Source organism: Mesorhizobium sp. M0522, assembly GCF_040321085.1.
In the GTDB taxonomy this organism is placed as follows: domain Bacteria; phylum Pseudomonadota; class Alphaproteobacteria; order Rhizobiales; family Rhizobiaceae; genus Mesorhizobium.
In genome coordinates, this window is record NZ_JAMYQW010000003.1 from 18700 (window position 1) to 31709 (window position 13010).

Consider the following 13010-nt stretch of genomic DNA (forward strand, 5'->3'; position numbering starts at 1 on the left):
GCTGCGGCAAGGACAGAATCGCTGCATAGATCGTTGTCCACTTGTCGCCTTTCGAAATCCGTTCGACAGTACCGAATAGCCGGTCCGGGATTGCGGCTTCCGATATTTACGCTGGCGCATCGAACCTAGTGGAGTGCGCAATGCGGTGCACGACCTGCCAAGTCATGACACGCCAACTTGCGTAGTTTGAATCCCGGGCGGATGCCGACGTCCGGCGATTGGATCTAAGTGGCCGGCCTTACGGCAGGACCGAAATACGCCCAAGAAGGGCCACCAGTTCCGCCTGGCGTTTTGTTTCGGTCTTGGCGAACAGCGAGGCAAGCTGGGAACGGATCGTGGTGCGGCTGAGACGCCAGCTGCGAGCGATCTCCAAAGGTGCGTCGCCCTGGGCCAAGCGCAAGGCGAGGTGCGTTTCTGCGCTCGTCAAGCCAAACATTCTTTGCAGCGTCCGAGGATTTGGCCCCGACCTGTTGTCGCGATCCAGCAGCGCCACAATGCTCGTTCCGTCGGGAGCGATAACGCCGTTCTCGTTCAGTATCACCGGTCGGTCGCCCCTGCTGCGGATCACCACCCAAGACAACGAGCCCGGCAGGAATTGGCCCGGAACATTCGCGATCAGCCGCCTTAGGGCGGCCGTAAGTCCGCTCGCCGTGTCGGCCGCTTCGCCCTGGCGCTCAAGCGTGGTTTGGGCGGCTGCGTTCCACTCGACTACTTTTCTTTCGCGATTCAGCACGAGATAGCCACAGCCAATGCGATCAAGCACGCCGGTTATGGATTCCAGACTGCGGCCTTTTGGTTCGGCGAACCTTGCGTCCAATGGATCCGATGCGCGATCGGGAAGGTGACCAGAAGAGGGCCGCGTATTCCGCGCTTCAAAATCATACTTGGTCCTCGTAACAATGTACCGATTGCTCGAAGAAGCATCGACCTGTCTATCGATCAGATTCATTTTCTACCCCTAACCCAAAGTTTCACACGCCCGAAATAAGTATTCGGGATTCATGTAGTCTTCTATGTGTAGCTGGATTCTAGTCTTCTATGCGCTGACGGATAATACGTTCATCACCACCTTGAAAACTTAATATGATCCGACAGTTCTAAGGCAGCTCTTAGGCCCCGCTGCGTCCGATAAAATGCGCGCTATGATAGCGGTATGGCAATCCGGCAGTGGTACTAAGCTGTACGTTTTTTGCTCTAGTCTCGACGGGCTAGTCAGAAGGTTGTAGTCTGTGTCCATGAGCTCGCAGTCGCGCAGGTCGAATTCGAACCCGTCGGGCAGATTGCTAACTCATATTGCCTCTGCATCGGTGTTAGCTGCCACACTGATATTTGAAATAAAATCGTCAGCCTATATTGGGCAAGGCGCCAGTTTTCTGGAATTTATTCCGGCTATTATTATTATCGCCTATCTCGAAGACCGCGTACCGGCGCTCGCTGCGACCATTCTGATGGTGGCTGTCGGGCTGTGGGCACGAGGACACGATCAGATTTCAAGTGGAGATTGGGCACGCGCAATCCTGCTTCTGGTTTCGGGTGGCGTGATTGCCATGACCTTCCATCGTCTGCGGCAGGACTTGCGTGAGTTGCTGGAAGTCGCGGAGGCCAGGCTCGCTGCCGTCGAGGCGACCGAAAGCCGCTATCGTTGGGCCTTCGAACGTGCTGCCATGGGATTCGCGAACACCAACAAGAAAGGTGAGTTGCTGCAGTCCAACAGACGCCTTTGTGAGATGACCGGGTACAAGGAGGAGGAGCTTGCCCAACTGCAGCTCGATACGCTCGCCCATCCGAACGACCGGGATACCTTGGCGCAATTGCTGGCGAGGCTGGGCAATGACATTTCTTCGTTCGTTTCGGAGGTGCGTCTGTCACGAAAGGACGGTACGGCATTCTGGGCCAGGCTAACGCTTTCTTCGTCCGTGCCCGAGGGTGGCCTCTCGGAGAGCATCTTCGTGGTGGTCGACGATATTTCGGAACGACGCGCTGTTCACGAAGCGCTTCGGGCCCAGAAGGAATGGCTGGACCTCGCTCTGTCTGCTGGACGCTTGGCCACGTGGCGCATAGACCTTAAAGGCGGGATAGTCACGGGCTCGGACACGTTCTGGGACATTCTCGGCCTGGCCCAGGCCAATAGCCGCAGTTTGGAGGAGCTGTCAGCTGTCGTTCATCCGGCGGACTGGCCAAAGCTGGCGGCATCGAGAAAGGCCGCACCATCGGTCACGAATTACGATGTTGAGATACGCGTCCGCCGACCGGACGGACATATCCGCTGGGTTGCGCTGCGCGGAAGGGAGGAAAGACATGATGATGGTGGACAGCGGCTTGGAGTGGCTGCCGACCTGAGCGAGAGACGACAAACCACGCTGCTGCGCGCCGCGGCAAAGAAGCGGGAGCGCATCATGCTCGAACAGCGTCACAGATTCGGCAACGTTTTCGCGGTGATCACGGCGCTCGTGAAAATGGTCGATGTTCCCGGAAACAACGTCGCCAAATACAAGGAAATGCTGATCGACCGGATACGCGCGCTCGAGGCAACCCATCTGCTTCTTTCACGCAACGGCAGCGTATCGGGGGCGATAAACGATCTCGTTGCGCAAGAATTGCACCCATATATTGGAACACGTGCGATATCGGTCAGCGGTCCTTCCGTGGCGATGTCGGGAGGCGCCGCCGAGAGTTTTGCAATGATCGTTCACGAGCTTGCCACCAATTCCATGAAATATGGAGCGCTTGCCGATCCAAAAGGCCGGATCGACGTAAGCTGGACGTTCGCACCTGAAGAAACAGGCAGCGATATCGTGTTCGAGTGGGTGGAATCGGGGCGGCGTAGGACCTCAAGCGTAGTCCGTCATGGCTTCGGTTCCATGATAATCGGAGTGGATGGAGCGCCGCTTGTCGGTCACTCTCCCAGGCTGGAAATATCGGACCAAGGGTTGCGGTATTCGCTGCGGCTGTCACGCAAGGAAATCGGATTGTAGTGCAGTGCTCCAATCGGAAAGCAGATATCTAAAGGCGGGTCGCGCTGAGCGGCCTTTGAGATGCGCAGGGTTCCTTCCAAGAATGTCGTCGGCCCAAAGCTGCGCCGCGGCTTTGGGATATGCAGTAAAATGCATGAGGAGTCTTGGGACGCCGTTTGCACGTCCAAAAGGACGCGCGGCGCTCTAGCTGGCATGTCTCGAAAGCCAAGTCTTCAGCATAACGGCAGCCTCGGTCCGATTGCGTACCCCCAATTCACGCAGAACGGCAGCAGCGTGGATTTTCGTGGTCGCCTCTGCGATTTCCAGATCGCGCGCAATTTCCTTGTTTGAATAGCCTTCCGCCATCAGCTTGAGGACTTCCTTTTGCCTCGAAGTCAGCCTGCCAAGGTTGACGCCAGCGGTACGCCTCTGTGGGCCTTTGTCGTCGGAATGGGTATGCGCGTGGGTTGTTTGCGTCGCTCCCGGGCGTGACAGAAGTGCAGGAACATAGATGCGGCCGGAGAGGATTTCATTGACGGCCAAAACAACCTCTTCGTCCGTCTGCGATTTTACGATGTAGCCGTGAAGCCCGATCGACAGAGCCGTGAGTATTTCCGAGCGTGAATCGTTTCCGGAAACGATCGCAAATCGCGTGTCCGGATAGGCAGACAGGATCCCGCCGAGCACTTCTTGATTGAACAGGCCCGGCATATTCAGATCCAGGATCGCAAGATCCACGAACGACTGCTCTGCCAGCAAACTGAGCACCGCGTCGAAACAGGACGCTTCAAAGATCTCCACACCTGGAATGCCTGCGGTCAGTGCCAATCGCAAGCCGCGACGATACAAGCCGTGATCGTCGGCGATGACGATTCGATACATTGAACTACCCCAACGCCTATCTGAATGGATTGAACGGTAATGGCCTGAAAGTCGTGGCCATCATCTCGTCGATTCATCCAGCCGACGCTGCGGCACCCCCAACACCGCAAACGCCAGATTTCTAATATAATCTTAAATGACGGGAAACGCTCCTCTTTTTTTGCCCCTTGTGAGCGAAACCCGCCGAACGTCGTCGAACATACGTTCTGACCTTTTGGACAGCTGACAGACCGGCCGGTCGTTCAGCAGTGCTATAGGTCTAAAGATATAGAACAGCAAAACGGCTGAATTGTTACCATTCGAATGCACGACGACATCCACCCTGACGGCCACATACCATCCAGATGCAATGTCCGGATCAGGGGACAGTGGAGAAATCTCACCGGTCTTCTACGGGAAATCTCACCGGTTCTTCTGAGGGGACAAGAACGCGTTTCCCGGGTGCTGACCAGGGCAGGATAGCCGGCCCGTGACGATAGCGTTCAGGCCGAATGAACAAGGGAGGACCAGGATGAAAGCGGTTATTCAATGTGGAGGAATGGGAACACGCCTCCGCCCCTTCACTTCGGTCTTGCCGAAGCCGCTCATGCCGATCGGGGCACGGCCGGTTCTCGAGATGCTTCTGAAATGGTTGCGACGCAACGGCATTCAGGAAGTTTATATTACAACCGGGTATCTCGGCCACTTGATCCGCACCGTGTGTGGAGATGGCTCGCAGTGGAACCTGAAAATTCGATATACGCAGGAGATGGAGCCGCTTGGCACCATCGGGCCACTGTCTTTGATCAGGGATGAACTGACGGAGCCATTCATCGTTCTCAATGGCGATGTCCTCACGGATCTAAGCCTCAGTCGATTTGTAGCAGCGCACCGTAAGCACACCGATCCAGTGACGATCGCAACAGCCTGTCGCCTGATCAAGATGGATTTCGGCGTCATCGACGAAGTCGACAATACCGTGCAGGTCTTTCGCGAGAAGCCGACGCTTTCGCATCTGGTCAGCATGGGAATTTACTGCATGAACCCGGATGTTCTGCAGTTTATCCCATCCGGCATACCCTTTGGGTTCGACGACCTGATGCTGCAGATGATGCAGAACGGCACAACCGTGCACGTGTACAAACATGAGGGTCTCTGGCTCGATATCGGGCGCGTCGACGATTTTCAGAACGCACAGACCATTTCCTGGGAAGACCAGTCGGCCTCGATCGAGGTCACTGCGACGGCTGCATGATGAAGTCACGAGCCCGGTTCCCACAGTTATCAGTCTAGGAGGTTGTGATGCTCTTGGTCAGTGCCCCGATCTTGGGTGTGCCGGAGAAGACTGCTTTGACCAAGGTCATCGACAGCGGCTGGCTGACCATGGGGGAGCAGGTACGAGCCTTCGAACAAGCTTTTGCCGACGTTCATGATGCGGAGGATTGCGTCGCGGTCAGTTCTTGCACCGCAGCGCTTCATCTCATTTTGCACGCACTTGGCATCGGACCGGGCGACGAGGTGCTGGTGCCATCCTTGACGTTCGTGGCGACCGCAAATGCGGTCCTCTATGTCGGTGCGACGCCGGTTTTCGTCGACATCGAGTCAGCCGACGTGCCGCTGATGTCGATCGTAGAAGCCGAAGCGAAATGCACGGCCCGCACCAAGGCAATCATTCTCGTTCATTTCGCCGGCTACCTCGCCGATCGGGAACAATGGCAGAGGCTCGCCCGTGCCCGGGGGCTGCACATCGTCGAGGACGCGGCGCATGCGCCGGGCTTGAAGGAGGTGGGGACATTTGGTGCCGCAGCCGCCTTCAGCTTCTACGGCAACAAGAACATGACCACGGCGGAAGGCGGGGCTGTGATCGCCAGGGATGCCGGTCTGCTCGAGACAATCCGCCAGGCGCGTGGACATGGGATGACCACCGGGACGCGTCAAAGGCTGAACAGCCGCACCCCTCAGTATGATGTCACCATGCTCGGATTCAACTATCGCATGGATGAATTGCGGGCTGCGATCGGACTGGTCCAGCTGCAAAATCTGCAGGAGTGGAATGAGATCAGGCGTATCCTGGTCATGCTGTATCGCCGTCTCATAGCGAAGCATTGCCCGGCCGTGACCATCCCGTTCCACGAGCCGCGGACGTCGGCCTACCACATCATGCCTATCCTTTTGCCACGTTACGCCGACAGGCAAGACGTCATCGACGCACTGCGCGGGCAAGGGATACAAACCACTATCCACTACCCGCCGGTGCACCAGATGACGCTCTATCGTGAGCTCATTCCCGGTACTCACTTACCGCGCACTGAAGATTTCGCGCAGCGCGAACTGACTGTACCGCTGCATCCGCAGATCACCGCGCCATTGGTCGAATCGGTAGTCGTCGCTCTTGCCGCGGCGGTCAATAATTGCGCTCAGACAGGAACAGCCGCATGAATGCCCTGGACCTAGCCATTCACCGGTCTAACGTCTCGAGCGCCGCCCATGGGTCTGCGAGACGAGCAATCGATCTCGTCATTGCGGCAGCCGCGGCGATCGTCTTCGCCCCGCTGATGCTGCTGATTGCCGTGGCGCTGCTGCTGGAAGGCGGTCGGCCCATCTTCTTCACACAGACCCGCGTCGGGGCCGGTGCTCGCCCATTCCGCATGTACAAGTTCCGCAAGTTCAGCGTGCAATGCGACCCCGGTGGCTTGGCTCTGACCATGGCCGATGACAGCCGCATGACGCCGATAGGACGGTTCCTCGCCGTCACCAAGTTCGACGAACTGCCACAGCTTTGGAACGTCTTCAGAGGCGAGATGGCAATCATCGGGCCACGCCCGGAGAGCCTTGCCTTCGCCGATTGTTTTCGCGGGGGCTTCGAAGACGTTTTACAATACAAGCCAGGCTTGCTGGGTCCAGCCCAGGTTCTCTTCCGGCATGAAGCCCGTTTCTATCCGCGATCGGTGGACCCGCTACTGTTCTATCGCCAGGTTCTGTTTCCTGCCAAAGCCAGGCTCGACCTTTCCTATTATCCGCAGCGCACGATCGGCTCCGATGTTGTGTGGATGGTGCGCGGCTTGCTGGCGGTGCTTGGCGTGGTTTCGCCGCCGCCGATTGGACCTTGAGAGCAGGTGGGACATCCGCGCTCTCGTGGATTTGCAACGTCAGTGCCTCACGTCATAGGGGGAACGCTTGGGTCATGGCATACAAGGGCAGGAAAGTTCTGGTTACGGGTGCCGACGGGTTCATCGGTTCTCATCTCACCGAAGCACTCGTCCGCAGCGGCGCCGACGTCACCGCGCTGGCACTCTACAATTCCTTCGACAGCCACGGCTGGCTGGACGATTTGCCCGACACCATACGACGCCAGTTGAATCTCGTCCGCGGCGATGTTCGCGACAGCGCGTTCCTTAACCGGATCGTGCGTGGCCAGGCGGTCGTGTTTCATCTCGCCGCACTGATAGCTATCCCGTATTCGTATGCCGCTGCCCAGTCCTATGTGGAGACCAACATCCTGGGCACGGTCAACGTTCTCGAAGCGGCGCGCCAATGGGAGACGGAGCGTGTAGTGCACACTTCGACAAGCGAGGTCTACGGCACCGCGCTGACAATGCCTATCAGCGAATCCCACCCGTTGCAGGGACAGTCACCATATTCGGCATCCAAGATCGGCGCGGACATGATGGCGGAGTCCTACGCCAGATCGTTCGACATCCCCGTGGTCATCATGCGGCCCTTCAATACGTACGGCCCGCGCCAGAGTGAGCGGGCCATCGTACCGACCATTATACGCCAGGCTCTCGACAAAAAATGCCCGGCGATCATGGTGGGAGACACAAGCCCGATCCGCGATCTTACTTTCGTGGAAGACACCGCGGCGGCGTTTTTGACCGCAGGTTCCGCCGAGCTCGAATTTGGCCATGCCTACAATGCCGGAAGCCAGCGCGCTGTGACGATCTCGGACATATTGGATCTGGTGATCGAGTTGAGTGGCTGCAAGAAACCAATCCACCGGGACGAGCGCCGCCTGCGGCCGCAGAATTCCGAGGTGCGTGCCTTGCTGGCCGATTCTTCGCTCCTCGAAAGCAAGACTGGATGGCGTGCCCAGACCAGCCTGCGCGAAGGCTTGGAGCGGACCATCGGATGGTGGCAAGGGCGCCTCAGCGAAGGCCGGGTGCGACACGAAATGGGTTACATGACATGAGCTTTCGCCCGGGAGGATTGGCTCCGCTGTTGATTGCGGCCGCGGTATCGCCGGATTCGAGCCAGAAGGAGATTGTCGCCCATGGTCCTCGCTGATCGAATCCTTATTGTCGTGCTCGGCATGCTGGCTGCCATGGATACGGCTGCTGCAGCGGAACCGCGGGTCGCCTATCGACTTTCTGCCGGCGACACCGTCGAGATTGGAATTGCCTCCATCCCGGAGCGAACGCAACGTGCGGTGGTCCAGATGGACGGCACGATCGCGCTTCCCGAAGTCGGTATGGTTTCGGTGGGCGGCTTAACTCCGGCTGAACTGCAAACGCGCATGCAGACGATCTTGCCGACCAAGATATTCCACCAGCGTCTGCCTGATGGGCGGGAGCAAATGATCGTCATCAAGCCGACAGACGTGACCGCCGTGGTTGCGGAGTACAGGCCGATCTATGTGACCGGCGACGTGCTCACTCCCGGACAGCAGGCCTACCGCCCGCTGATGACCGTGCGGCAGGCGATTGCCGTGTCAGGCGGTTTCAGCCTTTTGCGGTCCCGGGCAAACCAGGTTGGCCCAGATCCGGTGGATCTGCGGCGCGATTACGAGTCGCTTTGGGGGGAATATACCAGAGATTATTTTCATAGCGCCCGCATCCGCGCCGAACTTCAGGACAAACCGACTTTCGACATGCAGCCACCACAAGGATCTCCCTTGCCGGCAAGTTTTGCGTCGGCGATCGCGCAGGCTGAAGCGGAAGGGCTGAAGCTCTCGTTGGACAACTTCCAGCAAGAGCAGGGCTTTCTGGATAAAAGCGGCAAGGATGCCGCCGCACAAACCGAGACCTTGCTCAAACGCGAGCAGGCCGAAGCGGATGGGGTGAAGGCGGACGAAGACGATCTGGCGCGCGTAAGGAAAGCGTTTGAGTCCGGAAATCTCACCAACAACCGGCTCGCCGACGTCCGGCGCGCTTTGGTTCTCTCTTCCAGCCGGGCACTCGAAACGTCGGTTGAGCTTATGAGAGCACGACGTCAGCAGGACGATTTTGCCAGACAGCACGAACGCAATGACAACCAAAGAAGGATGGGTCTGCTGATCGAGTTGAAGGATACCAACGTGCGCCTTGCCGACGTCAGCGCAAGGCTTCGCGCCGCCAGCCAAAAGTTGCAGCCCACGGGAGCTGCCGCACTGCCGTTGCCGGTTGCCGGCGAGAAGGTTCAGGCCGAGGTCACGATCATTCGCAAGGTCGGCGAAGAATGGCGAAAACAGCTTGCCCAAGAAGACACCGAGGTCATGCCGGGAGACACGATCGAGGTCAGATTCAGCAGCGCTCTCGAAAATGCGGCGACCCGATAGATCGGGCCGCGTTTCGCAACCGCTTTACTGCCTGAAGGCCCTGGAAAACTGGTCGGTAAGGGGCTTCATCAAGTAGGACCAGACACTGCGCTCGTCGGTTCTTATGTGGACTTCGGCGGGCATGCCCGGTTTGAGTATTTTCTCTCCTGTCAGGCACGTCGCTTCATTCTCGACGTCGATGCGCGCCGAAAAAAAGGAAAGCTGGCGTTGCTGATCCTTGATCAGATCCGCTGAGACGCGCTTGACCGAGCCTTCGCAAGCAGGTGTGGTGCCGGCGTCGAACGCTGGAAAGCGGATCGACACCTGCTGTCCGGGATGAATCTCATCGATACGCGACGGAGGAATGGAAGCGTCGACGACAAGGTTGTCGGAATCGGGCACAATCATCATGAGCACCTCTCCTGCGCCAATCACGCCTCCTACGGTATGGACCGAGGATTCTTGTACTGTGCCCGATTGCGGGGCACGAATGTCTGTCCTGCTGAGTTCGTCTTCGGCCACCACCTTGCGCTCACTGAGTTCGGTCTGCTTGGCTTCCGTTTCGCGAAGTTCGTTGGTCACGTCGCTCCGCATTTGTTCGTCGAGCTGAAGCACCTGCAGGTCCGTTTCACTGATGTGAGCTTGTACCTCTGCTATCGCTGCGACAAGGCGCCCCGATTCGCCGCGAGCCCGGGTCTTGTCCAGGCTGACATTGCTCAACCTCTCCTTGGACACCAACTTCTTTGCGTAGAGAGATGCGACATCGGCAAGGTTCTTGGTCAGCAGATCCAGAGACTCGTCCGTTGCAGACTGCTGCGATTTGAGGCCATCGATCTGACGTTCCAGCTGCTTCGCGCGGCTTTGTAATTGTGCCTTCTGGCCAGCCAGCGCCGCAGCACGGCTTTCAAACAAGGCACGCTCGCCACTGACAAGTGCCACCACTTGCGGGTCGCCCATTTGAGCGCGAAGGTCGGGCGGGATCTGCATTTCCGGCAGACCCTGGCGCTCGGCCTCCAGTCGGGCCAGACGAATGGTGGCGCGATTGAGGTCCTCGGTGATTATCTGCAGGTTTGCTCGGGTCAATGTGTTGTCCAGCCTGACCAACACATCGCCGGCCTTCACATGATCGCCGTCCTGCGCGAAGATTCCGCCGATGGTGCCGCCGGTTTGATGCTGGACTTTTTTAATGTTACTTTCGACCACCACGGTTGCGGGCGCAATCACCGCGCCGGCAATCTTGGTCAATCCCAACCAGAGCCCTCCGCCAAAGATCAACAGCAAGCTGGTTGCCAGGCCCAAGAGCAGATTGGCCCGGATGCCATCCGGCTCTGGCTTCGTCTCCAACGAACGGCTTTCGCCACCGGCTGCGACGTATGACGACACGGCAACAGCAGAGCGATACCTCGCATATGCCCGGCTGCACCTTTGTGCGGCGGAACGACAATGTGCTGCTAGGCTCCGGACCAGAGTACCCCAGGGTAGATTGGCTCGAATCCCATCCGGCTCCGGCTTCTCCCCGGTCGGCTGGCCTTCGCCGCCAACCGCAGCATATGACGACATGGTCACGTTAGACACTAAGCAATACCTCACGCATGCCCGCTTGCACCGTGCTGCAGCGGAACGACAATGTTTGGCTTGTCCGGGCGCGGGAAGGGCCGGATCACATTTGCCAGAACGTCTTCGCGCGAGCCGAACGAATGGAGCATCCCGTTCGACAGGACGAGTACCTGATCGATGTTGACGAGAGCGGAGGGGCGATGCGCAACGACGATCACGATACCGCCGCGCTGACGCACTGCCAGGATTGCGCCGGCCAAAGCAGCATCACCGTCTGCATCCAGATTGGAATTTGGTTCGTCAAGAACGACGAGGAATGGATCGCCGTAAAGTGCCCTGGCAAGCCCGACGAGCTGCCTCTGCCCAGCCGAAAGGGCCGCGCCGCCTTCTCCGATGCGTGTTTGAAAACCCTGCGGAAGACGCATGATCATCTTGTCCACGCCCGCAGCCTTGGCAGCTGCCAGCACGCCTTTTGCGTCGCGCTTGCCGCCGAACCTCGAAATGTTGTCGGCGATCGTCCCGTCGAACAGCTCAACGTCCTGCGGAAGGTAGCCAATATGAATGCCGAGCAGTTCTGAATTCCACTGATCGAGCGAGGCGCCGTCCAATCTTACCGTGCCACGAAGCGGCTTCCATGCCCCGACCAAAGCGCGCACGAGCGTGGTCTTGCCGGAGCCGCTCGGGCCGACGACCGCCAACCCTGCGCCTCTCGCCAAGCGGAAGCTTACATTGAAGATGGTGGGCTTCTGCAGGCTTGGTGGCGCGACGGTCAATTCCTCGACCGCAAGCTCAGCCTTCGGGCCGGGCAGTTCCATTGGCTCTTGCTGGCTATCAAAAGCATCCAGGGCTGCCGACAGCTCGGTATAGCTTTTGCGGGTTGCCAGAAACCCTCTCCAGTTTGCGATCGCCACATCGACCGGCGCCAGCGAGCGGCCCAGCAATATTGACGATGCAATGATCACGCCAGGCGAGGCCTCGCCGCCGATCACAAGGTAGGCACCAAGCCCTAGCACACATGATTGCAGGGCCATTCGGAGCGTCTTCGACAGTGAGCTTGCTGCGCCGACGACGTCGGAGAGCCGTTCCTGGTTCTTCAGATAAAGATGACTGACCTCGTTCCAGCGCCGGCTAAGCGGGGCGGAAAGGCCCATCGCCTGAACAACCTCTGCGTTGCGGCGGCCGGAGTCGGCCAGAAGCCGCTGCGCTACGAGTGTCTCAGATGCACGAGCCGCAGGTTTGCGGCCGATGATCTCGGCAACCACCGTCAAAAACACAACGGCACATGCGCCGAGCGTTGCCAGCACGCCAAGCGCGGGATGCAGCAGATAGATGACCACCATATAAAATGGTATCCAGGGAGCGTCGAATAAGACTGTCGGCCCGAGCCCGGAAAGAAAGCCACGTAGCTGGTCCAGATCACGAAGCGGGTGTACCCGGTTCGCATCCGGCCCGGCGACGAGGGGCAGGGAAAGCGAGGCTGCGAACGCTTTTTGCTGCAGATTTCTATGCAAGCGGCTGCCGATGCGGACCAACAGGCGAAGCCTCACGAAATCGAGTAGCCCATAGGCCGCGTAAAGTCCCAGCATCCCGACTGTAAATCCGACAAGAGTCGGCACGCTCTGCGAAGGCAGCACGCGGTCATAGACCTGGAGCATGTAGACGGAGCCGGTCAAGGCGAGGATATTTATCAATGCCGAGAAAATGCCTACGCCGACGAGGCCGTGCACACAGCCGAACATTGCGGAGCGGAGATCGAGCGAGCGCCCTTTGGTCGACTTCATGATGTGCGCTCGTTGACGCGAAATTGCCGCGCAATCTCGTCGATTCTTTCGATGAGGGACAAACTTTAACCTTCCGGGAAGCAGCAGCCCCGCCCCGCTGCTGAACATTACGAATTGCTTACATACGTGCCTTCTTTGATTAAAATGTAGCAAAATCGTGACGCCAGGCTGAGAATTCGGCAACTGGCTCGCCAGGCTGGGGATAACCGGGTCGAGTAAGGAGATATTCCTAATCATGACACGGCGCAGAAGCTTATGGTCATCTTTGTAGCATCAAGGCTTCAAAGCGTCTGGGGAGGGATCGGTTTTGATTTTGTCGATCGAGAGTTAAACGGTTTTGAGATA

The 13010-nt window shown here is 58.3% G+C and carries 10 protein-coding genes; 6 read left to right on the forward strand and 4 right to left on the reverse strand.

Annotated elements, in window-relative coordinates; translation table 11 throughout:
* Positions 1-238: 238 nt before the first annotated feature.
* Positions 239-949 (reverse strand): helix-turn-helix transcriptional regulator, encoded by a 711-nt coding sequence (locus tag NKI58_RS05015; protein ID WP_023675616.1) that lies wholly within the window; start codon positions 947-949, stop codon positions 239-241.
* Positions 950-1235: 286 nt separating this feature from the next.
* Between NKI58_RS05015 and NKI58_RS05020 the strand changes: the two genes are divergently transcribed.
* Positions 1236-2975, forward strand: coding sequence for a PAS domain S-box protein (locus tag NKI58_RS05020; RefSeq protein WP_023675617.1), 1740 nt, complete (start codon positions 1236-1238; stop codon positions 2973-2975).
* A 183-nt stretch (positions 2976-3158) separates the two neighbouring features.
* Here the strand turns inward: NKI58_RS05020 and NKI58_RS05025 are convergent, their stop codons facing one another.
* On the reverse strand, positions 3159-3836 hold the full coding sequence (locus tag NKI58_RS05025; protein ID WP_023675618.1) for a LuxR C-terminal-related transcriptional regulator: 678 nt from the start codon (positions 3834-3836) through the stop codon (positions 3159-3161).
* Between the two features lie 511 nt (positions 3837-4347).
* On the opposite strand from NKI58_RS05025, the gene NKI58_RS05030 reads away from it, so the two are divergent.
* The 5 genes from NKI58_RS05030 to NKI58_RS05050 all read left to right on the forward strand — a co-directional run bounded on the left by NKI58_RS05030 (position 4348) and on the right by NKI58_RS05050 (position 9348).
* Positions 4348-5070, forward strand: coding sequence for a nucleotidyltransferase family protein (locus NKI58_RS05030; RefSeq protein WP_023675619.1), 723 nt, complete (start codon positions 4348-4350; stop codon positions 5068-5070).
* Between the two features lie 47 nt (positions 5071-5117).
* Positions 5118-6254, forward strand: coding sequence for a DegT/DnrJ/EryC1/StrS family aminotransferase (locus NKI58_RS05035; RefSeq protein WP_023675620.1), 1137 nt, complete (start codon positions 5118-5120; stop codon positions 6252-6254).
* A complete protein-coding gene (locus NKI58_RS05040; protein WP_023675621.1) occupies positions 6251-6925 on the forward strand; it encodes a sugar transferase in 675 nt (224 codons plus the stop codon). The genes NKI58_RS05035 and NKI58_RS05040 overlap by 4 nt, the downstream gene beginning before the upstream one ends.
* Before the next feature lie 74 nt (positions 6926-6999).
* Positions 7000-8004, forward strand: coding sequence for an SDR family NAD(P)-dependent oxidoreductase (locus NKI58_RS05045; protein ID WP_023675622.1), 1005 nt, complete (start codon positions 7000-7002; stop codon positions 8002-8004).
* An 81-nt stretch (positions 8005-8085) separates the two neighbouring features.
* Positions 8086-9348, forward strand: coding sequence for a polysaccharide biosynthesis/export family protein (locus NKI58_RS05050; protein WP_023675623.1), 1263 nt, complete (start codon positions 8086-8088; stop codon positions 9346-9348).
* A gap of 24 nt (positions 9349-9372) precedes the next feature.
* Here the strand turns inward: NKI58_RS05050 and NKI58_RS05055 are convergent, their stop codons facing one another.
* Positions 9373-10671, reverse strand: coding sequence for an HlyD family type I secretion periplasmic adaptor subunit (locus tag NKI58_RS05055; protein ID WP_352455326.1), 1299 nt, complete (start codon positions 10669-10671; stop codon positions 9373-9375).
* A gap of 242 nt (positions 10672-10913) precedes the next feature.
* Positions 10914-12665, reverse strand: a complete 1752-nt coding sequence (locus NKI58_RS05060; protein ID WP_352576401.1) for a type I secretion system permease/ATPase — start codon at positions 12663-12665, stop codon at positions 10914-10916.
* Positions 12666-13010 lie beyond the last annotated feature (345 nt).

Bases quoted from the DNA above. Each gene is read 5' to 3' on its own strand.
- NKI58_RS05020 (WP_023675617.1), top strand. From the start codon at position 1,236: ATGAGCTCGCAGTCGCGCAGGTCGAATTCGAACCCGTCGGGCAGATTG.
- NKI58_RS05015 (WP_023675616.1), bottom strand. From the start codon at position 949: ATGAATCTGATCGATAGACAGGTCGATGCTTCTTCGAGCAATCGGTAC.
- NKI58_RS05045 (WP_023675622.1), top strand. From the start codon at position 7,000: ATGGCATACAAGGGCAGGAAAGTTCTGGTTACGGGTGCCGACGGGTTC.
- NKI58_RS05025 (WP_023675618.1), bottom strand. From the start codon at position 3,836: ATGTATCGAATCGTCATCGCCGACGATCACGGCTTGTATCGTCGCGGC.
- NKI58_RS05060 (WP_352576401.1), bottom strand. From the start codon at position 12,665: ATGAAGTCGACCAAAGGGCGCTCGCTCGATCTCCGCTCCGCAATGTTC.
- NKI58_RS05035 (WP_023675620.1), top strand. From the start codon at position 5,118: ATGCTCTTGGTCAGTGCCCCGATCTTGGGTGTGCCGGAGAAGACTGCT.
- NKI58_RS05050 (WP_023675623.1), top strand. From the start codon at position 8,086: ATGGTCCTCGCTGATCGAATCCTTATTGTCGTGCTCGGCATGCTGGCT.
- NKI58_RS05030 (WP_023675619.1), top strand. From the start codon at position 4,348: ATGAAAGCGGTTATTCAATGTGGAGGAATGGGAACACGCCTCCGCCCC.
- NKI58_RS05040 (WP_023675621.1), top strand. From the start codon at position 6,251: ATGAATGCCCTGGACCTAGCCATTCACCGGTCTAACGTCTCGAGCGCC.